At 68.6% G+C, this 22,043-nt stretch carries 19 protein-coding genes and 4 pseudogenes; 11 read left to right on the top strand and 12 right to left on the bottom strand.

Features of this window, described 5'->3' with window-relative positions; all coding sequences use genetic code 11:
• Positions 1-403: 403 nt before the first annotated feature.
• Both ACQPZG_RS05330 and ACQPZG_RS05325 read right to left on the bottom strand, forming a co-directional pair.
• On the bottom strand, positions 404-697 hold the full coding sequence (locus ACQPZG_RS05330) for a hypothetical protein (RefSeq protein ID WP_433543653.1): 294 nt from the start codon (positions 695-697) through the stop codon (positions 404-406).
• A gap of 110 nt (positions 698-807) precedes the next feature.
• Positions 808-1,002 (bottom strand): double zinc ribbon domain-containing protein, encoded by a 195-nt coding sequence (locus tag ACQPZG_RS05325; RefSeq protein WP_433543654.1) that lies wholly within the window; start codon positions 1,000-1,002, stop codon positions 808-810.
• Between the two features lie 286 nt (positions 1,003-1,288).
• Here ACQPZG_RS05325 and ACQPZG_RS05320 point away from each other — a divergent pair, with 286 nt between their 5' ends.
• Positions 1,289-3,847 carry a Helicase associated domain protein gene (locus ACQPZG_RS05320; RefSeq protein ID WP_433544571.1) on the top strand — a complete coding sequence of 853 codons (2,559 nt, stop codon included), beginning with the start codon at positions 1,289-1,291 and terminating at the stop codon, positions 3,845-3,847.
• A gap of 94 nt (positions 3,848-3,941) precedes the next feature.
• On the opposite strand, the gene ACQPZG_RS05315 is transcribed toward ACQPZG_RS05320, so the two are convergent.
• From ACQPZG_RS05315 to ACQPZG_RS05305, 3 genes are all read right to left on the bottom strand, one after another.
• Positions 3,942-4,319, bottom strand: a complete 378-nt coding sequence (locus ACQPZG_RS05315) for a hypothetical protein (RefSeq protein WP_433544570.1) — start codon at positions 4,317-4,319, stop codon at positions 3,942-3,944.
• 171 nt (positions 4,320-4,490) lie between these two features.
• Positions 4,491-4,850, bottom strand: coding sequence for a hypothetical protein (locus tag ACQPZG_RS05310; RefSeq protein ID WP_433544569.1), 360 nt, complete (start codon positions 4,848-4,850; stop codon positions 4,491-4,493).
• 887 nt (positions 4,851-5,737) lie between these two features.
• Positions 5,738-6,133 carry a hypothetical protein gene (locus ACQPZG_RS05305; RefSeq protein ID WP_433544568.1) on the bottom strand — a complete coding sequence of 132 codons (396 nt, stop codon included), beginning with the start codon at positions 6,131-6,133 and terminating at the stop codon, positions 5,738-5,740.
• 338 nt (positions 6,134-6,471) lie between these two features.
• Between ACQPZG_RS05305 and ACQPZG_RS05300 the strand changes: the two are divergent.
• Together ACQPZG_RS05300 and ACQPZG_RS05295 are read left to right on the top strand one after the other, a co-directional pair.
• Positions 6,472-6,681, top strand: a pseudogene (locus ACQPZG_RS05300) (transposase); the annotation flags it as partial.
• Positions 6,682-6,986: 305 nt separating this feature from the next.
• Positions 6,987-7,763 carry a transposase family protein gene (locus ACQPZG_RS05295; protein WP_433544567.1) on the top strand — a complete coding sequence of 259 codons (777 nt, stop codon included), beginning with the start codon at positions 6,987-6,989 and terminating at the stop codon, positions 7,761-7,763.
• 211 nt (positions 7,764-7,974) lie between these two features.
• Here ACQPZG_RS05295 and ACQPZG_RS05290 read toward each other — a convergent pair whose 3' ends face one another.
• Together ACQPZG_RS05290 and ACQPZG_RS05285 are read right to left on the bottom strand one after the other, a co-directional pair.
• Positions 7,975-8,412 (bottom strand): ankyrin repeat domain-containing protein, encoded by a 438-nt coding sequence (locus tag ACQPZG_RS05290; protein WP_433544652.1) that lies wholly within the window; start codon positions 8,410-8,412, stop codon positions 7,975-7,977.
• Positions 8,413-8,936: 524 nt separating this feature from the next.
• Positions 8,937-9,074, bottom strand: a complete 138-nt coding sequence (locus ACQPZG_RS05285) for a hypothetical protein (RefSeq protein ID WP_433544566.1) — start codon at positions 9,072-9,074, stop codon at positions 8,937-8,939.
• A gap of 176 nt (positions 9,075-9,250) precedes the next feature.
• On the opposite strand from ACQPZG_RS05285, the gene ACQPZG_RS05280 reads away from it, so the two are divergent.
• Together ACQPZG_RS05280 and ACQPZG_RS05275 are read left to right on the top strand one after the other, a co-directional pair.
• A complete protein-coding gene (locus ACQPZG_RS05280) occupies positions 9,251-11,083 on the top strand; it encodes an IS4 family transposase (RefSeq protein WP_433544565.1) in 1,833 nt (610 codons plus the stop codon).
• Positions 11,080-11,238, top strand: coding sequence for a hypothetical protein (locus ACQPZG_RS05275; protein ID WP_433544564.1), 159 nt, complete (start codon positions 11,080-11,082; stop codon positions 11,236-11,238). The genes ACQPZG_RS05280 and ACQPZG_RS05275 overlap by 4 nt, the downstream gene beginning before the upstream one ends.
• A gap of 40 nt (positions 11,239-11,278) precedes the next feature.
• On the opposite strand, the pseudogene ACQPZG_RS05270 reads toward ACQPZG_RS05275, so the two are convergent.
• A pseudogene (locus ACQPZG_RS05270) lies at positions 11,279-12,258 on the bottom strand (TIGR03557 family F420-dependent LLM class oxidoreductase).
• A gap of 197 nt (positions 12,259-12,455) precedes the next feature.
• On the opposite strand from ACQPZG_RS05270, the pseudogene ACQPZG_RS05265 reads away from it, so the two are divergent.
• From ACQPZG_RS05265 to ACQPZG_RS05240, 6 genes and pseudogenes are all read left to right on the top strand, one after another.
• Positions 12,456-12,865 (top strand): annotated as a pseudogene (locus ACQPZG_RS05265) (four-helix bundle copper-binding protein).
• A gap of 59 nt (positions 12,866-12,924) precedes the next feature.
• Positions 12,925-14,772, top strand: a complete 1,848-nt coding sequence (locus ACQPZG_RS05260; RefSeq protein WP_433544563.1) for a thiamine pyrophosphate-requiring protein — start codon at positions 12,925-12,927, stop codon at positions 14,770-14,772.
• A gap of 53 nt (positions 14,773-14,825) precedes the next feature.
• A complete protein-coding gene (locus ACQPZG_RS05255; protein WP_032760949.1) occupies positions 14,826-15,059 on the top strand; it encodes a DUF2945 domain-containing protein in 234 nt (77 codons plus the stop codon).
• On the top strand, positions 15,056-15,397 hold the full coding sequence (locus tag ACQPZG_RS05250; RefSeq protein WP_032760945.1) for a DUF3140 domain-containing protein: 342 nt from the start codon (positions 15,056-15,058) through the stop codon (positions 15,395-15,397). The genes ACQPZG_RS05255 and ACQPZG_RS05250 overlap by 4 nt, the downstream gene beginning before the upstream one ends.
• A gap of 15 nt (positions 15,398-15,412) precedes the next feature.
• Positions 15,413-15,589, top strand: a complete 177-nt coding sequence (locus tag ACQPZG_RS05245; RefSeq protein ID WP_433544562.1) for a hypothetical protein — start codon at positions 15,413-15,415, stop codon at positions 15,587-15,589.
• Positions 15,586-16,458, top strand: coding sequence for a DNA topoisomerase IB (locus ACQPZG_RS05240; RefSeq protein ID WP_433544651.1), 873 nt, complete (start codon positions 15,586-15,588; stop codon positions 16,456-16,458). The genes ACQPZG_RS05245 and ACQPZG_RS05240 overlap by 4 nt, the downstream gene beginning before the upstream one ends.
• Before the next feature lie 493 nt (positions 16,459-16,951).
• Here ACQPZG_RS05240 and ACQPZG_RS05235 read toward each other — a convergent pair whose 3' ends face one another.
• The 4 genes and pseudogenes from ACQPZG_RS05235 to ACQPZG_RS05220 form a co-directional block, all read right to left on the bottom strand.
• Positions 16,952-17,278 (bottom strand): helix-turn-helix domain-containing protein, encoded by a 327-nt coding sequence (locus tag ACQPZG_RS05235; RefSeq protein ID WP_433544561.1) that lies wholly within the window; start codon positions 17,276-17,278, stop codon positions 16,952-16,954.
• 29 nt (positions 17,279-17,307) lie between these two features.
• Positions 17,308-18,385: pseudogene (locus ACQPZG_RS05230) on the bottom strand (tyrosine-type recombinase/integrase).
• A gap of 332 nt (positions 18,386-18,717) precedes the next feature.
• Positions 18,718-18,918 carry a hypothetical protein gene (locus ACQPZG_RS05225; protein ID WP_433544560.1) on the bottom strand — a complete coding sequence of 67 codons (201 nt, stop codon included), beginning with the start codon at positions 18,916-18,918 and terminating at the stop codon, positions 18,718-18,720.
• A gap of 263 nt (positions 18,919-19,181) precedes the next feature.
• The gene (locus ACQPZG_RS05220; RefSeq protein ID WP_433544559.1) at positions 19,182-22,037 is read right to left on the bottom strand and encodes a hypothetical protein; all 2,856 of its coding nucleotides are present in this window, start codon (positions 22,035-22,037) and stop codon (positions 19,182-19,184) included.
• Between the last annotated feature and the right edge of the window lie 6 nt (positions 22,038-22,043).

Here is a 22,043-nt window from a genome sequence, read left to right as displayed (position 1 = left end):
TGCCTACGGGCTGCGCCCGTAGCAGCGAACCCGGGCGCTGCGCGCCCGGGTTGCTCACGCTTCGCGTGAGCGGGAGGCGGTTCGCTTCGCTCCTCGCCCTGCGGTACGCGCTGCGCGCGTACCGACAACTGGAGGGGGTGGCCCGCGTTGCGGGCTTGGGGCAGCCTTCGGCTGCCCCGGTGGCTTGCGCTGCGCTCCAGCCACTGGGCACGCTGCGCGTGCGTGGGTGTGCCGCGCGGAGCGTGGCACACCCACGCACGCGCAGCAGCGGTAGGGGGGTTGTGCGAGGGTGCAACGAGCGGGTGCGCGGGGGGTGGTTGTGCCGGGTCCGCTGCGCTCCCCCAGCACGCGGTCTTCCGGCTGTGCCTCCATCCCCTTGGGCTAGCGGGCCCAGGGGGTGGAGTTAGGCGTGTACGCGGCCGGAGGTAATGGCCCGCCGGGGTGCGCCATGGTGTGCCGGCCTGCGTGACGGGGCTGTCTGGAGGCGGTGCAGCCACCAGGAGGTAGCGGTGAGCAGACCGGTGAAGACCACCACCAGGAACAGCGAGATCCACATCTGGCGGCTCCCGGGGTGGGACCATCCCGTCCAGAGCGTGATGGCCGCCCACAGCAGGGCTCCTGCCAGGTAGAAACCACGGGTCCGGTGCAGCTGCCGTACGGCCCGCGGGGACAGAGAGTGTTCGGTCTTCGGTGCCATGCCCGCCCGTGTACCCGCGATCTGCTGTGCCTACCGGGCGCGTAGGGGCGGGTCTGCCGGTCCCGGCTGCTGGGACCGGGAAAGCGCCTCACGGCCCGGTTTCGTTCCGGTCAGGGGTGCTGCCGCATCCCACTGTCTCCTTCGAAGACCCTCCGTGCTGCCACACCCTGGTCCTCGACCAGCCCCGCGTTGTCCGGCAGGCCCAGGACACTGCCGCAGTGCTCGCACAGTTTCCCGTCCTGTGCGGGTGTCCCGCACGCCTTGCAGAACCGGTTTCCCCGGGGGTTTTCAGTCTTCTCGTTCATGGCGTCTCCGACACGGTGGGGAGCAGTATCGGTAACCCGCGTACCCGTGGTGTGCGTGTCGAGTCATGAACTCTCTGCTTCATTTTTTAATTCAGATAGACTCTGGAGCGAGGCGGCCCCAAGGGTTCGAGCGACAGGCATCTCGGATCGGACCGGTGGTCTGTCCAGGGGCAGAAATGCGGGATCCGGGCATCCCTGTAGTCGTCGAGGTGACGTCTGCGTACGCATTCGCGCTTCCTGGCCGAGTGCGGGAGCTCTCGCAGTCGTAGGAGAAGGCGGATCGGACATGGCAGTCAGGCAACTACGGGCCCACCAGCGGGAAGCTGTGGATGCCGTGCTGCGTGCTCTCGAACTTCCTGCTGGCTCGCTCGTGCCCGAGCGAGGTCTCCGGACCCAGGTGATCATGGCAACCGGGTCCGGGAAAAGCCTCGTCGCCGTCCGCAGCGCCGAAGAGCTCCACGCCGGCCGTGTGCTGGTGCTCGTGCCCTCGCTGGATCTCCTGGCGCAGACCGAGTCCGCGTGGCGTGAGGGAGGCCGCCGGGGGCCGATGATCGGGGTGTCCTCGCTGCGGGGTGAAGAGGCGTCCTTCCCCCACACCACGGACGTGCACGAGCTGGTGGAGTGGACGCGGGGCCTGGACAAGGTCACCGTGTACGCCACGTACGCCAGCCTCGGACTCGGCACGCTGGAGCGGGCGCACGCTGCGGGTTTGGCGGCTTGGGACCTGATCGTCGTGGACGAAGCCCACCGGGTTTCCGGCCGGATCGGCAAGCCGTGGGCGGTCGTCCACGACAACCAGAAGATCCCCTCCCTGCGCCGCCTCTACATGACCGCCACCCCCCGGCTCTGGCAGCTCGGAGACGAGGACGAGGCCGGCGCACCCGGTGAGCTGGTCGCAAGCATGGACAACGACCCCCAGGGCCCCTTCGGCAGCAGGGCATTCACCCTGACCCTCTCGGAGGCCATCGACCGAGGAATCTGCGCCCCCTACCAAGTCGTCTGCGTCGACGTCACCGACACCGCCCTCCAGGCCGCGCAGCTCCTGGGCGCCGAAGGCCGCTCTGCAGAGGTGCGTGGGGCCCGGCTCGCCGCCCTGCAGGCGGCTTTGGTGAAAGCCTCCGCGGAGGAGGGCTTCCGGCGCACACTCGTCTTCCACCACACGGTCAAGGAAGCCGAAGCCTTCGCGGCCGGCCTCACCGACGTCGCCGCGAAACTGCACGCGGATGATCCCGAGCTGTACCCCACGACGATCTGGGCCAACTGGCTGTGCGGGGATCACAAGCCGCTCCACCGTCGGCGTCTGCTGGGCGAGTTCGCGGCCGGGATCGCCACGGACGGCACCGTGGTGGAGAAGTGCTATCTGTGCTCGGTGAAGGTGTTGGGCGAGGGTGTCGACACGAAGGACTGTGACTCCGTGTACTGGGCGGACGTGCGCGGCTCGATGCCGGACCTGGTCCAGGCCGTGGGCCGGGCGCTGCGGATGCAGCCGGGCGAGGGCAAGATGGCAAGCCTGGTCGTACCGGTACTGCTCGGGCCCGGCGAGACACCCGACAACATGCTCACCTCACGGGCCTACAACGGCCTCGCCAAACTCCTGGAAGCGCTGCGGGCGCACGACGCGCGGGTCGTCGAGCAGCTGGCCGAACAGCAGGCGCAGAGCCGCGTGAGAGGCGTTCAGAGCCGCAGTGGGGGTGAGGAGGGCCCAGGCGAGAGGGATGGGTCGGGGCCCTCGGCGCCCGCCCGGGAACTGCTGAAGTTCTCCACGCCGCGCGACCCGGCCGCCCTCGCCGCGTTCATCAACCTGCGCGTCCTCCACCCCGAACACGAGCACTGGCGGCGCGGCGTGGAAGCAGCCGCCCTCTACGCCCGCGAACACGGCAACCTCCGCGTGCCGTTCACATACCGCGTCCCGGGCGTCGACGACCAGGAAGCGGAAGACACGGGGTGGCCGGCCTCCCTCGCCACCAGCGGCCAGGAAACAGAAAGTACGGGATGGCCGGCCTCGCTCGCCGGGTTCCCGCTCGGGCAGTGGACCGCCGACGCCCGCCGCCTCTACGCCCGCGACGACATGCACGAGGACCGCATCGCACAGCTGGAGAAGCTCGGCATGATCTGGTCCCACTACGACATCGCGTGGGAGAAGAGCCTGTCCGCCGCACGCGGGTGGGCCGCCGAACACGGGCACCTCCTGGCGCCCGCGGACGCCACCTTCCAAGGCGCGAAGGTAGGCATCTGGCTGAAGAACGCGCGGGCCGCAGCAAGGAAAGCGCAGGAGATCGAGCAGCGGCGCGCGGAAGGGCTGCCGGTGGGGTCGTCGGCCGGGGCAATGCCGGACGAACGGCGTGAGCAGCTGGAGGACATCGACCCCTCGTGGTGCCCCGCCTGGCCGGTGAGCTGGCAACGCCGCTTCCACCTCGTACGGATGCACCTGGACGCGGGTGAGGCGCTGCCCACCACGCCGGGCAAAATCCTGCGCCAGGGCGAAGACCTCGGACGGTGGGTACAGACGGTGCGGTATGGGTGGGACCAACTCACCACCGTGCAGCAATGGATGAGCGAACACATCCTCGGCATCACACCCGCACCCGAGAACGAAAAGCCGCCACGGCCCCGTACACAAGACGACAAATGGGCCGCCCACCTGACTGCCGCCCGACAGTACTACGCACGCGAAGGACACCTCAACGTCCCCCGCAAACACACCGAGACCGTGCTCACCGAGAACGGCCGGGCAGACCAGTACCACCTCGGAGCATGGATCAACAACCAGCGGAGCAGGGCCGCCGGGCTATCCCCGGAGCGGGTGGAGCAGCTGTCCCAGGTCGGGATGCGGTGGTCGTATTAGGCATCGCTGACACCGCGCGCCGCGCGCCACAGGTCCGGACGTCTGGAATGAGCGAACCAACCTGACCGATAGGGCGATCAGCGCAGCGTCGCGATCAGCATGTCTGCTCGATGTAGAGGAGCTGGCGGCCGTCCGCAGAAATGAACTGGTAGGGCTGATAACTCGGCAGGCCTTCGCTACCGATACGGTCCTTGATACCGGCCCACGCTGCCCCCTTTTCCTCTACGGGCACGCACCGCAGACGGTCACCGGCACCCTCACCGATGATCATCACATCGGCTCCGTGGACAAGTCGCTTCGCCAGTCGCACATCCAACGGGCCCCGGAGAACCTTCCATCGGCATCCGTCCGCGTCGGCGAGCTCCCCCGCACCCGCAGGAGACAGGACAAACGGACCGCCGTCGGGTTCCGCCGGCTCCAGAGACTCCAGCACCACGGCAAAGCTCACAGTCCTGGGACGCTTCTTGGGCATCCCAGTAGTCTCTCATCACGCATGACGCAAGGACATAGGTGCACTGTCACCCGCCCCTTGATGGTCTGGGTGACCGTCGGCACCGCACTCCGCTGGTCGGCGATGCCGCTCGGTTGCCGGCAACTCGCCCACGGTTCTTGATCACACAGACGTCAGTCTGCGCCGCCGAGACTAACCCGCACCCGCCAGAAACGAGCCGGGATCGCCGCCGCCCAGTGCCGGACCGGAAGGGTGCAGCAGCTCGATGTGGTCACTGACAGTCTCGTGCCCGGCTTCGGCGGCGGACACCGCGCGGACCCGGAGCCGGTCACCGGGAAGGAGAACGAGAAGGGCCAGCGGGAACTGGACAGGACGGCAGTGACGGGTGTGCCTGGTCAGGTTCTCCACTTCGAGGGCCGTGGCCCCCGATGCGATGAGGAGTTGCACGGTTCGCACGAGTTCGTCACCGTCGTCCTCGGGCAGCCTTCCGGTGTGCACCAGGGATTCGGATTCGGTGACGATCGCCATTTCGCGGCCGGCAAGTATCTCCACCCGGGCCTGCGGATCCTGCGGGTCGACCCCCAGCAACCCGCCGCTGAGGTGGTCGCAGTCGGCCCAGTCCGTCGTCCCGGCACTCTCGCTGGGGTAACGCAGGGAGTAGAACAGTTCCTCCGCGAAGTGCCCGTCGTCCCTGCGGTGGGCGAGCAGGACGAAACCGAGGCCGTTCTCGGCCCAGACGTCCGCGACGACCGGACCGGCGCCGTGGCACGTGTTGGCGGTCGCTCCCGTGGTGCCGGAACCAAGGCCTGACGGGCGATCTTCGCCAGCGGTTGCCGCATCAACTTGCCCTCCATCGTTATCAGTTTCACCTCTGGGCTGAGCGCAGTCCCCTGCGGAAAGACGGAGGTGGCGCGCCGAGAACCAGCAGAGACCTGTAGGCCCCAGACGATGGAGCCAAAGAGCAGAACAGCGAACATCACGCCACCGCAAGACAGACCGGACTACCGAGGAATCCTCGGCTCAGTCACTGGCCTGCGACCGGCAGGTCCCAGGACCGGGGTCGAGCGAGCGCCCGCCACTCATCCCGGAGCAGGGCCAGCACCGCGACGTCTGGTTGCGCTCATTGTATGAGTGCTGACCCGGGCGCCGTGCGGGTGGCGTGGCCGGAGGACGAGATGAGCGGTGTGACGGTCGTGTACGTTGCGGCGTGTGCGCTCTGGCTGGTGCTGTTGCGCAGGCGTACCGGGCGCGGCCCGCTGGCGTGGCCGCTTGCAGTGCGGCTGCTGCGCTGGTCGGGGCGGCCATGGCCGGTTGACCGCATAGAGCCGGTCGGTCGCCCGAGCGGCGTCCTGTCCGGCTGCACCGCCTTTTCGCAGGGGCAGCGGGACAGCTGGCCGAGAGGGGGTTGTCAGGATTGCGGCTTGCCACCTGGCCCTGGACTACGCCGGTTCCAGCAGGACCGCTGGCAGAGTGCCGCTCACGATGGAGTCCTGCGGCAGTGAGAGCCCGAAGAACCCCTCCACGATGCCCAGCGCGGTGCGGTGTACCTCCCTTTCGTCCCGCTCCCGGTCCGGGAGGCCGGCAGCGGTGAGCAGTTCCTGCAGGCGGAGGGCCGTCGCGGGGTCGCCGTCGACCCCCTGGTAGCCCCATGAGGCGTCCAGGTACAGGTTGCAGGCGCTCAGCAGGCGGCCGTCGTGGAAATACTCGACGTGCGGTGGGACCGGCTTGCCGTTCTCCTCCTCGTACTCCAGGAGGCAGACACGCGCACCGTCTCGCGAGACCGGCCAAGGATCTGATGACGGCCGCCACCGCCGTATGCGACCGCGTACGTCCATTCCCCGGTACGTCCGAGTCGCAGGCCGATGCCGTCGAAGGGGTCGCCGTAGGTGTCGTCCATGAGCTCCAGATGGGACTCTCCGGTGTGCTCCCCGACTGCCACAGCGATGTGCCCGGTGCCGTACAGCACGGTCGCGGCCAGGCGGCCGGCGAGTTCCTCCGGCAACAGCCCGCGGGCTAGTACCACGTGGTAGCCCCCGAAAGCGATGGACTGAGGGGTAGCAAGCCAGGTTGTTCCGTCTGTCATGACCGTCATCCTGCCTGCTGCCTCCGGCAACGGGACGCGGCCCCGCGCCGGCGTTGGCATCCATGCCGGGGCTTGGGGGACGCTGCAGCGAAGAACGGCTGGACGCTGGCGGAGGAAGCCGGGCACGCGGGACCCGACCACATCCACCGGCTGCTGAACCGGATCGAGTGGGATGCCGACGAGGTCCTGGACGACGTGCGTGACTCTCGGAGGCCGGGATGCCGTTCTGGTGGTCGATGACACCGTTTCCTCAAGAAGGGCGTCCGCTCGTCCGGGGTGCAAAGGCAGTACTCGGGTACCGACGCTCCCTCTGTCTGTCGGCCGCTGCTGCGGTCGTTGTGGACGTGACGGTGCTTGGTTTAACGAGTTGGTGCGTGATAGCGGGTGGGCATGCTCTGCTGGTGAAGGGCACGGTGGATCGTTCAGTTCTGGCACATCCGTTGTTCACGGGGATCTCTTGAACTCATTTGTCGTCTCTGACAGCGGAGTTGGCACTGCCATGGGTGGCAGAGGTCGGGGGCCGTCGGCACCGGGTGCGGGGCGGTGAGAGAAGGCGGGCGCCGGGGGCTGGTGCCCGTCATCGGCTGGTGTTCGTGGACCGGGTGGTGGCCACGCTCATCCACTTGCGCCATGACCTGCCGCACGCGGTGCTGGCCTTGATGTACGGAGTGGACCGCTCCACTGTCACCCGGGCGGTGGGTGAGGTGCGTGGTCTCCTGGCGGGGCGGGGGTTCGCTGTCCCGGACCGGCCTGGTGTGCGCCTGCGGACGCTGGAGGACGTGTTCGCCTACGCCCAGGCCGAGGGCGTCCGGCTGCGTCTGGATGCCACCGAGGTTCAGGTCCGCCGTCCGGCCGCGGACCGCGGCGGCCGGCGGGCGTTCGTCTCGGGCAAGAAGAAGCAGAACACGATGAAGGCGACCGTCATCGCGGACCACCAGGGCCGCACTCTGTGGACGGATGCACTGCGGCCGGGCCGCATGCACGACGTCACTGCCGCCCGCACTGCCGGAATCGGCAGATGCTTCGACCACTTCGACCTGGTCCAGGTCCTCCTCGACGACGGCTACCTCGGACTGAGCAAAGACCACCGGGGCAGAGCTCTGACCAGCCCCGCAAGCTACGACCAGGCGCGACCCTGCCCTTCCTCGAACACAACGAACGCCAGCGGCTCGAGCACTCCTCGCAGCGGATCACCGTCGAACAGGCCCTCGCCGACCACAAACGCTGGAAACAACTCCAGCGCTGAACCCACCGCCGCGACCGCCTCCCCGACACCTACCGAGCGATCGCCAGCCTCGTGTCCGACCGCACCGCCGCCGCCTGAAGAGAGTCGCTCAGCAGCACAAACACGACCCACCCGCTATCACGCACCAACTCGTTAGCAGCTGACTCGCCCTCACGGCCTTCGTCGTGGTCATGTGCACCTTGGTCGGAGCACAGGATCAGACGGAGGCCGCCCTCGTGTCCGGCGAATCCCCAGGTGAGCGACTCAGTACGAGACACCGTTCGAAGCCGGAAGAAAGAGAACGCGCTCAGAGCGCGTTGGGCCTTTGACGTTGCGCAAAGGCCCAATGCGGGCATGAGGGTAGCCCTTCAATCTTTCACGATCGGACCGCTTCGAGACGCGGCTTCAAGCATCTCCTCGACCTCCCGATGCGCCTCGACGTTCTCATCCCAACCTTGAGCCCATTCGAGAGCCGAGGCGCCGCCAGTCTCCTTGAGGAGGGGGTCAGCACCATGGTCAAGCAGGAGCCTGACCATATCGGCGTCTGCGTGCGTTGCAGCTGCGGCTAGGGGTAGGCCACTACGCCACCCTCGGGATTCTTCGTTCGGCGAGGCTCCTGCACCGAGCAGTAGTGCTGCACAACGGATTTCACCTCGCGCAGCGGCCAAGTATAGGGCTGAAACTCCTTCGAAACGAGAGCCAGGGTTTGCACCCTTTTCAAGCATTCGCTTGAGTTCACCCACCCGACCTTCGGATGCAGCCCAGCAGAGACGCTTTGGAAGCTTCTTCCTCGTCCTGTTGTTCATGCTCTGAACGGGCATGCGACACTGCTATTTTCGCGCAGAACGAAAAGTGCAGTGATGCACCCGAAACCCCTTTCCGTACTTGCTGCCGATCTGGCCCTGGACGTCACGCTGGGCGGCCTTCTCCGCCTCGCTCTTGCTCTTTCCGCCGCCACTTCCGGTGAGCTGCTTGTTCCCGTGGTCTCCGGAACCGATCTTCTCCACACCGCACGTAGCGGTCGAGTACCACTTCTTCGGCTTCGCCACGGCATCCGACTGGGCATAGGCCGTTCCAGAGGAAGCATCAGGCACGCCACAGTGGCAAGCCAGCGCATGCAGGTCTTCTTCAAGAGATTCTCCTTCTCCTCGTCTGCTGCGGCGAACGGATCGAAGTTTGGCCCGCGCCGCTGGAATCTACTTGACCCGCTCACCTGCCCGGAGAACCCGATCCAAGATGTTCATACAATCGGCAATTCGACCGCCGCCTTGGGGTGCCGGAGGTGAAACGATATTTCAGACTTGCCCTCAAGGGCTCGTAACACGATCATCTATCGATGCTTCTGGAGTCGTCGCCAGCAGATGAGGCCGTAGTCCAGGGAGACGAAGACGTCGTGGAGTTCGGTGCGACGTTCCCAGCGCACGGCGAGGCGCTTGAACTGTACGACGTTGGCAGAACCGTCAAACACCCCGGCCTTGGGCCTTGACCCAAGGCCGGGTAGTTAACGTTTTGGCTGGTCGCGCAGGTGAGTTGAGGATGTTCGCGGTAAAGAGCAACGGAGCTCGTTGGTACAGGCAGTCGACCAAGACAGCTTGTACGTGAGGAGCTCCGTTGCCGTTTCATCATGTCCTGTACGCCCCGGTAGTGACCATCACCCGTTCGGTCACCGTTGCGGCGGGCCGGTTCGCGCCGGGGCATCTGGGCGAGCTGACAGCCGTCGTGCCGTTCGAACTGGTCGACGCGGTCCTGGAAGAGACGCGGTCGGTGCAGCGACGACTGCGTGATCTTCCGTCGCGGGTCGGAGTGTATTTCCTGCTCGCGATGTGCCTGTTCCCCGAGGTCGGCTACCGCCTGGTCTGGGACAAGCTGACGGCGGGACTCCACGGGATCACGGTGGCCGGACCGACGCCGAAGGCCCTGCGTGATGTGCGCCGCCGACCCGGAGTCGCACCGGTGCAGGCCCTGTTCGAGGTGCTGGCCGGGCCGCTGGCCCGGCCAACGACACCAGGGGTCCGATTCGGTCCGTTCCGGACGGTGTCATTCGACGGGTGCAGTTCACAGAAGGTCGCCGACTCCGAGCGGAACCGCTTGTGGCTCGGACGGACGTCTCACCACGGCTATCCGACCATCGAGTTGATGACGCTGATCGAGACGGGGACCAGGGCACTCATCGGTGCGGTCTTCGGTCCGCCGGCCGTCGGCGAGACCGGTTACGCCTCACGGCTGCTGCATCTGCTCCGGCCGGACATGCTGGTCCTGCGGGACAAGGGCTTCGACGGCAACGGCTTCCTCGCCGCCGTGAACGCGACCGGCGCTCAGGTGCTGGGCCGGCTCCGCGCCAACCGCCGTACTCCGGTCCTGACGCGTCTTGGTGACGGCTCCTACCTGTCGGTGATCGGCACGGAAAGAGTCCGCATCATCGACGCAACCATCACGGTGACCTGCGCGGACGGCACCGTCTTCACCGGCACCTACCGGCTGGTCACCACCCTGACCGACGCCCGCCGCTACCCGGCCTCCGTGCTGGCAGGTCTCTACCACCAGCGGTGGGAACACGAATCTGCGTACTACGCGCTCCGCCACACAATCATGAACGGGCGCGTCCTGCGCTCAGGTGACCCCGCCGGCATCAACCAGGAGATGTGGGCCCTGCTCACCCTCTACCAGGCCCTACGCACCATGATGGTCGAGGCCGCCGAGTCGCTGCCTGGCACCGACCCGGACCGCTGCTGCTGCTGCTTCACCGTCGCCCTCCAGACCGCCCGCGACCAGGTCGTCCAGGCCGCCGCCGTCATCACCGACCCCACCGATGCCGGCCGCCTCGGGCTGATCGGGCACCGGATCCTGGCCCGTCTCCTGCCGCCCCGGCGGCAACGCGTCAGCACCCGCAAGGTCAAGTCGCCAATGTCCCGTTACAGCACCCGCCATGACGACGGCAGGCCCGACACCAGCCGCACCATCACCCGTCTCGACATCCACGTCCTCGAACCTTGCGAACCGCACCCTCAACTCCCCGCCATCTCCCGCGACGACCGGAACACCGCCCTCGCCGACCGCCGCCGGATCCTTGGCCTGCTCACCCGTCTCTGGCACCCCCGTGACATCGTTTCCCACTTCGGTGACATCACTAGGGAGACCATGTATCGGCAGCTCTCCAGACGGGCCGAGACCGGCCTCATCCACAAACTCGGCCGTGGCCTCTACGCCGCCACGACATGGACCCCAACACCCCTTGCACGACCTGCGAAAACGTTAACTACCCGGCCTTGGGTCAAGGCCCGACCACCACGAACGAGTGAATGCCCATCGACGCATCAGCCACCGCAGCCTCACCAACACCACAGGGCACGAACGAAGCGTTCGCCTATTCGCCTAACGGTCACCACGTCAGTGAAGGACCCACAGCCCGAAAACCGCACGTCACATGGATCCTCTGAGCAGGGAAAACGGTCCATCCATCCCGCAGGCGGAGCATGATCGACATCTCCGGATTCCTAGATCCCAGACAGCGTCAGGCAGTCAGGATCAAGGCGCAGGGGCTGGCCGCCAAGGTGCTGCCCGACAGCGCCAAGGCCCAGGCCCACCGCACGGTGGCGAAGCCGGGATCGGGCGAGCGCGACGGCACCGGCTGAGCACCGGGGAGGCCGGGCGTCGGCGATGCCGCGCCAAGGTTCACCCGCTGTTCGGCTTGAGCTGCCGGATGCGCCCGTCGAGTTCGCGCTGGTAGAAGTCGACGAAGCCGTCGGGGTCGGGCCCGGCGTTCTGCATGACGACCCCGCCGAAGCCCGCGTCGACGAACTGCTGCGCCACCTCGACGTACCGAGCGGGGTCCGGACCGCAGGCGAACTTCTCCAGGATGTCCTCCTCGCGCACGGTGGTGGTCGCGGCGTCGAAGTTGACCGGGTTGGGCAGCTCGCTCATCACCTTCCACCCGGTCAGCGCCCAGCGCGAAGTCTCCAGGGTGGCCTGTGCGGCGGTGTGCGCGTCAGGGGCCCAAACCATCGGGACCTCGGCGTAGCACGGGCCGGTGCCCCCGGCGTCACGGTAGTGCCGGACGATCTCCGGCTTGTCCTCCGTGGCGAAGAGCCCGTCGCCCAGTTCGGCGGCGATGCGTGTCGACGCCCGGCCGCTGGCGGCCACCGCGATCACGGGCAGCTCCTCGGGGAGGTCGAAGACCCGGGCGTCCCGCAGTTGCAGGTACTTCCCCTCGTACGACCGGTAGCCGCCGCTCCACAGCAGCCGGATGAGCTCCAGCGCTTCCTTGAGCATGTCGTGCCGGGTGCTGACCGCGTCGGGGAAACCGGCGCCGACGACGTGCTCGTTGAGCCGCTCCCCCGAGCCGACGCCCAGGAGAACCGGCCCTCCGACAGCAGGGCGAGGGTCGCGGCCGCCTGGGCGATGACGGCGGGGTGGTAGCGCACGGTGGGGGTGGGGCACGTCACGCCGGTCGCCAGCCCGATCCGCGAGGTCTTGGCGGCGATGCTTCCCAGCACGGTCCAGGCGAACGGTGAATGTCCCTGGTTGTCGAGCCAGGGGTGGTAGTGATCGCTGGTCTCCACGAAGTCGAATCCGGCCTGTTCGGCGAGGACGGCCTGCCTGACCAGCTCCGCCGGGCCGAACGCCTCGGCCGCCAGCTTGTATCCCACCTGCATGTGAGCCCCGTTCCGCATGGGTGATGGTCGCCTTGCTCGCACAGGGGTACCCCTCGGCCCCGGGGCGTAACGCCCATCTCGGGCACTACCGGCCATCTCCGGAGCGCCCGTGTTTCGTAGCCGCCAATCGGTGTACTCGTACGGGACTGCGCGACCAAGCCCCACCTGAGCCCGACGAGACGCTACTGGAGATGCTCATGACGACCGCGCTCAAGGCCATGCTCGACACCCATCCGCCGGCTTGGGCGGTGTGGACCGCGAGAAGCTCGCCCGCTGTATCGAGGAATGCCTCGCCTGCGCCCAGACATGTACAGCGTGCGCGGACGCCTGTCTGTCGGAGGAGATGGTCGCCGGCCTCGCCCGGTGCATCCGTACCGACATGGACTGCGCCGACATCTGCCGGACGACCGCCGCCGTCCTCTCGCGGCGCACGGCGTACGACGCCGACGTCACCCGGGCGCTCCTGCGAGCCTGCGCCGCCGCCTGCCGGGCCTGTGCCGACGAGTGCGCGGCCCACGCCGGCACGCACGACCACTGCCGGATCTGCGCCGAGGTGTGCCGACGCTGCGAGCTGGTGTGCGAGGACCTCCTTACGTCCCTGGGCTGACACCAGCCGGGAGCTGGGGAGCACGGAAGAAGAGCGAGCAGGACAGGGTCGGAGATTTCATGGCCAGCACGAAGGTGTCCGACTACATCCTCCAGCGGCTGCGTGAGTGGGACGTGGACCACGTCTTCGCCTACGCCGGCGACGGCATCAACGGCCTCCTGGCGGCCTGGGGACGGGCCGGGAACAAGCCGAAGTTCATCCAGGCGCGCCACGAGGAGATGGCCGCCGCCTTCCAGGCCGTGGGGTACGCCAAGTTCTCCGGCCGGGTGGGGGTATGCGCGGCCACGTCGGGGCCGGGCGCGATCCACCTGGTCAACGGCCTGTACGACGCCAAGCTGGACCACGTGCCCGTGGTGGCGCTGGTGGGACAGACCAACCGCAGCGCCATGGGCGGCTCGTACCAGCAGGAAGTGGACCTGCAGAACCTCTTCAAGGACGTCGCCTCGGACTTCTGCGAGACGGCGACGGTGCCGGAGCAGCTGCCGAACCTGATCGACCGGGCGATGCGCACCGCGTACGCCAAGCGCACCGTCACCGCGGTCATCCTGACCGCCGACGTCCAGGAGCTGGACTACACCCCGCCGACGCACGCGTTCAAGATGGTCCCCTCCAGCCTGGGCCTGAGCCGCTACGCCCCGGTGCCCGGCGACGAGGACCTCCAGCGCGCCGCCGACATGCTGAACGCCGGGGAGAAGGTCGCCGTCCTGATCGGGCAGGGGTCCCGCGGCGCCCGGGACGAGGTGGAGCGCCTGGCGGACGTGCTCGGCGCCGGGGTGGCGAAGGCCCTGCTGGGCAAGGACTCCCTCCCCGACGACCTGCCGTATGTGACCGGCTCCATCGGGCTGCTGGGCACCCGCCCCTCGTACGACCTGATGCAGCGGTGCGACACCCTGCTGGTGATCGGTTCCAGCTTCCCGTACTCGCAGTTCCTGCCGGAGTTGCACCAGGCGCGGGCGGTCCAGATCGACATCGACCCGCACATGATCGGTCTGCGCTACCCCTTCGAGGTGAACCTCGTGGGCGACGCGCGCGAGACCTTGCAGCGGCTGCTGCCGCGCCTGCACCGCAAGGAGAGCCGCGGCTGGCGGAACGAGGTCGAGGAGAACGTGACGCGCTGGTGGGAGGTCATGCAGCGCCGCGCCGCCGTGGACGCCGACCCGATCAACCCGGAGTACGTGGTCCACGCCCTGGACGGCAAGCTGCCCGACGACGTCATCCTCACCGCGGACTCCGGTTCGGCGGCCAACTGGTACGCGCGTCACCTGCGTCTGCGCGGCCGGATGCGCGGCTCGCTGTCCGGCACCCTGGCGACGATGGGACCCGGTGTCCCGTACGCCATCGGCGCCAAGTTCGCCCACCCCGACCGGCCCGCCATCGCCCTGGTCGGCGACGGCGCCATGCAGATGAACGGGATGATGGAGATGGTGACCGCGGCCAAGTACCACCACGAGTGGTCCGATCCCCGGCTGATCGTCGCCGTGCTGAACAACGGCGACCTCAACCAGGTCACCTGGGAGATGCGGGCCATGTCCGGAGCCCCGCAGTTCGAGGAGTCCCAGCACCTCCCGGACCTGCCCTACGCGGAGATCGCCAAGCACATGGGGCTGGACGGCGTACGGGTGGAGAAGCCCAAGCACGTCGAAGCCGCGTGGGACAGGGCGCTCGCCGCCGACCGTCCCTTCGTGATCGACTTCCGGACCGACCCGGCCGTTCCGCCGATCCCGCCGCACGCCTCACTGGACCAGATCGCGGCGGCGGCCTCCGCCGTTCTGCAAGGTGACAGCGATCGCGGTTCAATGATCAAGCAGGGTCTCAAGGCGAAGGTGCAGGAGATGCTGCCCGGCAGCCGGCACCGCGCCGACCGGCCCGGGGCCGGGAAGCACGACAGCGCCGACGACAACAAGTGACGCACCCGGCGGCCCGGCAACGGCGCCGGCCGGCGAGCGGAAGGAATCTCACCATGGCCAAGAAGGGGAAGAAGCTCTCCAAGGGCGACGACGTCACCTGGCGGAGCCACGGGCAGGACGTCGAGGGGTCCGTCACCCGGAAGATCGAGAAGCGGACCGAGGCGGCCGGCCGGACGGTGGACGCCTCCAAGGACGAGCCGCAGTACGAGGTGGAGAGCGAGCGGACGGGCAAGCGGGCCGTCCACCGGCCGGAATCTCTGGACCGGAAGAAGAGCGGCGGGTCATGAGCGGCGGGAGCGACGAGGACCGCCGGGGCACGCTCGACGCTTTCGGCGAGGCCGTCAACATGACCGCGGGCGAGCTGGAGAAGTGGCTCGGCACCGGGCAGTCCCGCGAGGTGGGGCAGAAGGACGGCGGCGGGGAGTCCACCGGCCACGCCTCCGGGCGGCGGATCGTGAAGCTGCTGCGGACCCGCGAGGAAGAACTCGGCGACGCCGACCTCGCGCACATGCGCAAGGTCACCGGCTATGTGCGGCGCCACCTGGGGCAGCGCCCCGAGGGCGACGTCAGCGACACCCGCTGGCGCTACTCACTGATGAACTGGGGCCACGACCCGGAGAAGTAGCCGCCCCGGTGGACCGTGCCTCCCCGGCGGGCAGGCGCTGACGATGCGACTGCGCATGGTGGGCCTCCAGGCGCCGGGGCTGCGGCGGGAGCGCCGCAGCCGGGCTTCCGGTACCTGGACACGGCCGGTGCTCCCCTCACCGACCCGGCGCAGCTGGAGCGGGTGCGCGCGCCGGCCATCCCGCCCGCCTGACCGGCGTATGGATCTGCCCCTGGCCCAACGGCCATGGCCAGGCGCTCGGCACGGACACGGCCCGCCGCCGCCAGTACCTCTACCACGAGGAGTTCCGGGCGCGGCAGGAGCTGGCGAAGCAGGAACACGTACGGGAGTTCGCCGCCGCCCTGCCGCTGCTGCGGGAGCGCACGGCGGCGGATCTCGCCATGCGCGGCCTTTCGCGGGAGCGGGTGTCGGCGTGCGCGGTACGGCTGCTCGACCTCAGCTTCTTCCGTATCGGCACACGCGCCTACGCCCGCGACAACCAGACGTACGGGCTCACCACGATGCGCCGGGAGCACGTGGTCTGCCGCGGTGGCGAGATCTCCTTCTCCTACCCGGGCAAAGCAGCCGTGCGGCAGGTGCGGGCGCTGGTGGACCCGCCCGCCCACGAGGCCGTTCGGGCGCTGCTCCGCAGGCGGCGGAGCGAGGGGCAGCTCTTCGAGTTCTGGCACGAGCGCCGGTGGCACGGGCTCACCAGCACGGACCTGAACGTGCGGCTGAAGGAGTTCGCCGGGATGGACGTCACCGCGAAGGACTTCCGCACCTGGCACGCCACCGTCCTGGCCGCGGTCGGACTCGCCGTCTCCACTCCGGCGGGCCACGGGTCGCCGACCGCCCGCAAACTGGCCGTCGCCCGGGTGGTGAAGGAGGTCAGCCACTACCTGAGCAACACCCCGGCGGTGTGCCGCGCCTCCTACATCAACGCGCGCCTCATCGAGCTGTACCAGGAGGGCAGGACGATCGCCGACGAGCTGGGCCGCCTGGGAGAGAGCGCAGCGTTCGGCCACCCCGCGACGCAGGGGCCGGTGGAGGAGGCCGTACGCCGGCTGCTCGACGGGGACTGAAGAGCGCGGAACGCGGCCGTTCTCCTCCGGGCCCGACCCGCGCGCAGGGCCGCCCCCGCTGGTCCGGGCGGGTCGCGGTTCTCAGCCCGAACGCCCGCCGTCCGCTGCCTCGGTCCGGCCTGCCAGGAGGGCCCGGGTCTCCCGGTCGACCTGCTGGGCCTCTCCGGTGGGTACGACGACGACGGGTGTCGGCGAGGGTGCAGCGTTCGCAGAGGCACCTGCCGAGCAAGAGCCCTTCGAAGCCGCAGCGGTCGCAGAAGAAGTCGCGGGTGATGCCCGCGCAGTCGCCGCAGGCCGGTGCACCAGCGTCGTTTCTGCCCGGCAACAGTCGGTCAGTTCGGCAGCCGGGGCAGCGGCCGCGGACGCGCATCGCGCGTTCGTAGCAGGTCCGGCAGATCGGACCGTCTGACCACTCGGCGGACTTCGCTGCCCGCCGGCCGCAGCGTGCGCAGGTCCGGACGTGCCACCGCTCGTACTCCTCCGGTGTCACTGCTCATCCCTCAGGTGTCAGGCGGACCCGTGTGGGCCGCCGGGCGGCCAGATTGATCGGCGCCTCCTCGCCGGCGGCGCGTCGGGCTGGGAGGTTCTGGGCCGAGGTAGCGATCAGGTCGGCGGGCGTGCAGTCGAGGATGTCGCAGAGGGGGGCCAGCACCGGCAGGGACAGTCGTTCCGGGGTGCCGGAGACCAGGCGGTGGACCTGGGAGGAGGACAGTGTGATGCCGCGTTCGGTCAGGTGCGGCATGAGTACGGCGACGGTTAACATGCCGCGGGCGGCCATCAGTTCGCGCAGGCGCCACCGGTAGCTGATCTGGCGTGGCATCAGGAGGTCCTTCCCGGCCGCAGAGCGGCCTAGATGGTGGCGTCCAGGACGCGGCGCAGGGAGCGGGTGCGGAAGTCGGAGGAGACGCAGGTGTAAATCGCGGTGGTCGAAGCGTGGTCATGGCCGACCTGCTGCTGGACGAACAGCGGGTCGTGGCCGTCCTCGATCAGGTGGGTGATGTAGGACCTGCGCAACGAGTGGAACTCCAGCGCGGAGTCCAGACCGACGGCGTCTCGGTAGGCGGCGAACCGGGAGTCCCGCCGCTGGACACTGAGCCGAGGGCCTCGCTCGGACGGCCAGAGAGCCCGACTGGTCGAATGCCGCATCCCGGGCCGCACCTCGCTGATCCATGCATCGATCGTGCCGGGTGTCCAGTGCCAGACGGTCAGCACGCTGCGACGCTTCGGCGGCGAGCCCTTCTTGGCCTTGCCGTAGCGGACCAGCAGAGTGCCGTACTCGCCGAACTCCCGGCCCTCCGGATTGCGGCCGAAGTCGGTGAGATCCAGCATCCGGGTCTCGGTGCGGCGCAGGCCGTAGGCGTACGCGGTCTTGAACAAGCGGCGTCCCGGAAGGCCGGCAGCCAGCCCTTGCGGCCCTTGCCGCGAACACGCAGGACCTCCTCGTCAGCGTGGTCGAAGAACGCTTCCAGCTCGGGTCTGGTGAAGGCCCGGCGTTCCGGCTCGCCCTCAGCCTCGTCGGCGTGCGTCGCGGCGTTCCAGTCGTGGACCACCTGGACGGGGTGGGTCCCGAAGTGCCCTAGGCACTCCCCACCCCAGCCGTAGGGCGGGTTGGTCAAAAAGTCGCAGAACTGCCGTACCGCGCCCTGGTAGTGGAGCGGACGCAGCCGTGCACGGCCCGCAGATCGGCCGACCATTCGTCGACGTGCTGTCGCGTCCACTGCCACGGCATCGCATCGGCGTGCCGGGTGAAGGCCCGGACCGTGCGTTCCTGGTCGTTGACGTATCCCGGCGAGAGGTTCCGGGCGAGTTGTTGGTTGCGCCAGCCCTTGATCATCGCCTCGAAGACCTGCTCGTCCGGCCGCAGCAGCGGCAAGCCGACGATCAGGTGCAGCCGAGCAGACCCTGGAACGAGGCCGTCCCCACCCATCCGCCATCACTCTCCGTCTGTCGCATCTGACGCGAGAATTTCGCATCAGATGCGACCCGGGGGCGCGCTTCTGCGTGGGCCTGGACTCGCCTTCAGGACGGGTGTCGCGTATTCGCATCCGATGCAATTGGCGTCAGTAGGAACATCGGTACAGCCGTTGGCGCTGAGAACGATCATGGTCGGCTTTCTGCGACGCCGCCTCGTCCGCCCAGAGGAGCGCGCTCCGGACGAACCCGGCGCTGACCCGACGCGGGCCGGGTCGGCGCCGGATCAACACGCGAGGTCGCCCGGAGCGCGCTCATGCCGCCCAGCCTCGACCTGGCTGCCAGAGGCTACCTCTGGCCGCTGGAGTCAATGACCTTCTGGGCGCCTTCCAGCATGGGGAGCGTGATCGCTCCACCCTCACCGCCAGTCAAGACATCCTGTGCCAGCTTCACCGACGAGGCCGTGAATCCGCTGACACCTTCGCTGTTGCTCACAGCACTCACAGGTCCGGACACTCGCTCGCCAGCGTTGGTGGGGTCGAAGGCCATGACATTCCTTTCGTTCCTGTCTGCCTGGGGCGGCCGACTCTCCAGCAAAACTGCCCGGTCCGGACGCCTCGACCAATACGCCTGGGGAACGGCACCCCAACGGCGGCATCCCGGCGGGTCCCGGCCCAGCGCAAGGCCCACCGCGAGTACGAGCACACTCGTGCCGCCCGAACCATGATCGCTGTCAGCGCCAACGGCTGTACCGATGTTCCCCCTGAAGAGCCCTGGGGTGCTGGCTGTGAAGCCACGCGACGCCGGCAGCGTCAGCGGCGCGGGAGGAGATCACGGATCACGTCCGACCAACTCCAGGCGGGGGACCGTGTCCCGTCCGGCAGCAGACCGTAGTCCTGGTGCTCGCCCCGCATGATGACGGTGTACGCGCCTGCTGCGAAGGCACGCTGCTCCAGGTGGGAGGCGGCTTCCGCATCGTTGGCGTCCCGCAGCGCGTCGATCAGCTCTTCGGCAGCGTAGCGGTCATTGTCGGGCCCGACCGGCGGGACGTGGTGAGCGGGGTTCCGCTCCAGGAGACGAGCCACAGCAGCTTCAGCCACCCCCGGTGAGCAGTTGAACGTGTTCTCGGACAGGATCGAGAGCAGGGAAGCCACGCCGCGAACGTTGGTGAGGGCGACCTCGGCCGCACGAGTGGCGAGCCTGCCGAGCATCGCCTTCTCCCACAGCCAAGCCAGGTGCTCCGCGTCACGATGCGGTTGATCGCGCAGGTGCAGATAGAGCGGTTCCTGGCACTGTTCGAGCTTGTGGAGGAACCAGTCCGGATAGTTCGTCCAGTGCGACGAGTTGTGGTCCAGCCAGCGCAACAGCAGGGCCACGCCAGCGGAGTCGGTGAGGCTCACGCGCTCCCAAGGCCGCCGTTCGACGAGCAGGGTGGCGCCCTCGCTACGGGCCAGCCGGCGGACCTCGTCAACGGTGTGGAAGACCGTGAGCCACCTCAGCTGATGCAGGAGCCGGGCGACCCCGTCTGCATCCGTGATGGGGACCTGGCGGGCCGGTTGCTCCGCGAGCAGGCCGACGAGTGCTTGGTCGTCCTGTGCTTCCACAAGCTCCCTGAGCCGTGAGGCCAGCGCCGCGGCGGCTGTCGGAGCATCCTCTCCGTCGGCGTCGCCTGGATCCGTGCCGGCCTGGTACTCAAGGAGCCGCTGGGCAGCGGGCGCGTCGGTACCGGATCCCCGCAGTGTGTCCGCGAACTCAGTGATCGACTTGGGATCGTCGATGTCGAAATTCCAGTCAGGGTGCCGGTTCAGGAGCGTGGCAAGTTCGGCCGCTGCTGCCGCGCGCACCGGCTCGGGGAAACCGGGGTAGCGGGCGCACTCGTGGAGCTGGTCAACCAGATGGGCCACACCGAAGTGGTCGTCTATTTCCGCTTGACGCCCAAGCCCGCGAGTCAGTAGGACCGCGATTGCTTCCTTCTGCACCTTCCCGCGCAGGAACCCCAGGAAAAGGCCTAACGGGCCCGGGTCGGTCAACGGCACAACTCCTGCGGCCCAGCGAGACGCTTCGTCGCGTGCCCCGACCACGAAGATGGTCAAGGCGGCGACCAGCTCGGCGGCTGCGGTCGCGTTGGACTGGGCGGCTGTCGCGAGAAGGCATGCCTGCGTGCGGTACAGGCCGCGGACCCGTGCCCCTTCTGCCAGCGCGATCATGGTGAACGGGTCCGCGTGCACCATCGAAGCAGTCCAGAAGGTTTCGGCGGGGAAGGTGTAGGCGCGGCTGCGCCTACCGTGCTCCTCCAGGGAGTCGGCGAGCCGGTAGACCGGCGGGTCGACGGATGCCGGTTCACCCGGCTGCGGACGCCGCCGCACCCGAGTGAGCGGCCCCCGAAACCCACCACGGTGCTCATCGGTGTCCTGCAGCGCCGGCGCCGGCCAACGCTCGCCGTACTGGTCCCACTCGGCCGCACTGAGGTATCCCGATGCTGCGTCAGCGAGAAACGCCGCCGGCAAGTCCATGCCCCAGCCAAGCCGACGCCCATCGATCGCAGCGTCCAGCAACGCTCTGGCGTCGGCCCGAGCGTCCTCATACCGCTGAAGCAGAACCGGAACACCCGCCAGATACTGCGTGATCTCCCCATTGACGGCGCGGGCCCGCGCGCGTCGCAGCCGGGAGTCGGTCTCCGCGACTGCGAGGACCGAGGCGTCAGCGGCGGTGAACGAGTCCGGCACGCGGACGCGGACGCCTTCTGCCAGCAGCGCCCGAGCCTGCGCATGCGCATCCGGGTCACGGCGTGCGGTGAGCCGTTGCCAGTGCTCTGGCCACAGCGTCGCCAGCACCAGCACCGGAAGCCGGTCCGTATCACGCATCAGCGCACGCAGGCTGGCAGCGACCCGCTCACCCAGCACCGGATCGCTCAGATACTCCTGCGCCTCGTTCAGCCACACGACCGTGTGGGATCCGACATCCGGCACGCCTGCCAGCAGCGCCTCAGGCCGCGACGGGGCGAGCGGATGCCACAGTCGCCACTCAACCGGCTGCTCGCGCAGTAGGGCCAGCGCTTCCCACAGCGCCCGGGTCTTGCCGGTCGAGGACCCGCCAACCAGGACGGCCAGAGCACTCGTCCCGCCTGCGGTGCTCTCAACGACATCCGCGAGCACGCGGTCATGCGCACGGGGAAGGTAGGGCGGAAGGACCGTCAGCGCATCGCCGCCCCCCTCCTCCGGCAGGAGCGCCCGGTGCACTTCGAGGTCGAACGCCGCCGCTTGGGAAGCCAGTTCCGTCAGCAAGCGGCCGGGCCGCCCCCTCGCCAGCGCGGCCTGCGCCTGAGCCGCCAGTGCGGCCGTGCGGGTGTCGCCGGAGCGCCGACGCGCCTCTGCCCGGTAGGCGATCCGCCATCGATCAAGGTCGAAGAGCGCCGCCTCGGTGTCAGCACCGCCGGTCCGCTCGGCGTGTGCGCGGATCTCCCGGACAAGTATCAGCATCAGCTCGAGTCGCTGAGGGAACCGCTCCCCGCGCAGCCAGTCGCCCACGGTCGTGGGGCTGACTCCCGCTGCGGTTCCGAGCAGCCTGTCCGACGGGCGCTTGCCGAGTCGGTCGGCGCGGACCATGGCCAGTTCGGCAACCAAGCCGGTCCAGTCGGACTCAGATGCCGGATCTGTCTGCAGGGCCATCGTGTT

This window comes from Streptomyces sp. CA-294286, assembly GCF_050947155.1.
In the GTDB taxonomy this organism is placed as follows: Bacteria; Actinomycetota; Actinomycetes; order Streptomycetales; family Streptomycetaceae; genus Streptomyces.
This window is presented reverse-complemented; position numbering and strand designations above follow the sequence as displayed.

What these genes read in the sequence shown, in the direction of transcription:
- ACQPZG_RS05330 (WP_433543653.1), bottom strand. Translation starts at nt 697, where the DNA reads ATGGCACCGAAGACCGAACACTCTCTGTCCCCGCGGGCCGTACGGCAG.
- ACQPZG_RS05325 (WP_433543654.1), bottom strand. Translation starts at nt 1,002, where the DNA reads ATGAACGAGAAGACTGAAAACCCCCGGGGAAACCGGTTCTGCAAGGCG.
- ACQPZG_RS05320 (WP_433544571.1), top strand. Translation starts at nt 1,289, where the DNA reads ATGGCAGTCAGGCAACTACGGGCCCACCAGCGGGAAGCTGTGGATGCC.
- ACQPZG_RS05315 (WP_433544570.1), bottom strand. Translation starts at nt 4,319, where the DNA reads ATGCCCAAGAAGCGTCCCAGGACTGTGAGCTTTGCCGTGGTGCTGGAG.
- ACQPZG_RS05305 (WP_433544568.1), bottom strand. Translation starts at nt 6,133, where the DNA reads ATGGACGTACGCGGTCGCATACGGCGGTGGCGGCCGTCATCAGATCCT.
- ACQPZG_RS05290 (WP_433544652.1), bottom strand. Translation starts at nt 8,412, where the DNA reads ATGAACAACAGGACGAGGAAGAAGCTTCCAAAGCGTCTCTGCTGGGCT.
- ACQPZG_RS05275 (WP_433544564.1), top strand. Translation starts at nt 11,080, where the DNA reads ATGATCGACATCTCCGGATTCCTAGATCCCAGACAGCGTCAGGCAGTC.
- ACQPZG_RS05260 (WP_433544563.1), top strand. Translation starts at nt 12,925, where the DNA reads ATGGCCAGCACGAAGGTGTCCGACTACATCCTCCAGCGGCTGCGTGAG.
- ACQPZG_RS05255 (WP_032760949.1), top strand. Translation starts at nt 14,826, where the DNA reads ATGGCCAAGAAGGGGAAGAAGCTCTCCAAGGGCGACGACGTCACCTGG.
- ACQPZG_RS05250 (WP_032760945.1), top strand. Translation starts at nt 15,056, where the DNA reads ATGAGCGGCGGGAGCGACGAGGACCGCCGGGGCACGCTCGACGCTTTC.
- ACQPZG_RS05235 (WP_433544561.1), bottom strand. Translation starts at nt 17,278, where the DNA reads ATGCCACGCCAGATCAGCTACCGGTGGCGCCTGCGCGAACTGATGGCC.
- ACQPZG_RS05225 (WP_433544560.1), bottom strand. Translation starts at nt 18,918, where the DNA reads ATGGCCTTCGACCCCACCAACGCTGGCGAGCGAGTGTCCGGACCTGTG.
- ACQPZG_RS05220 (WP_433544559.1), bottom strand. Translation starts at nt 22,037, where the DNA reads ATGGCCCTGCAGACAGATCCGGCATCTGAGTCCGACTGGACCGGCTTG.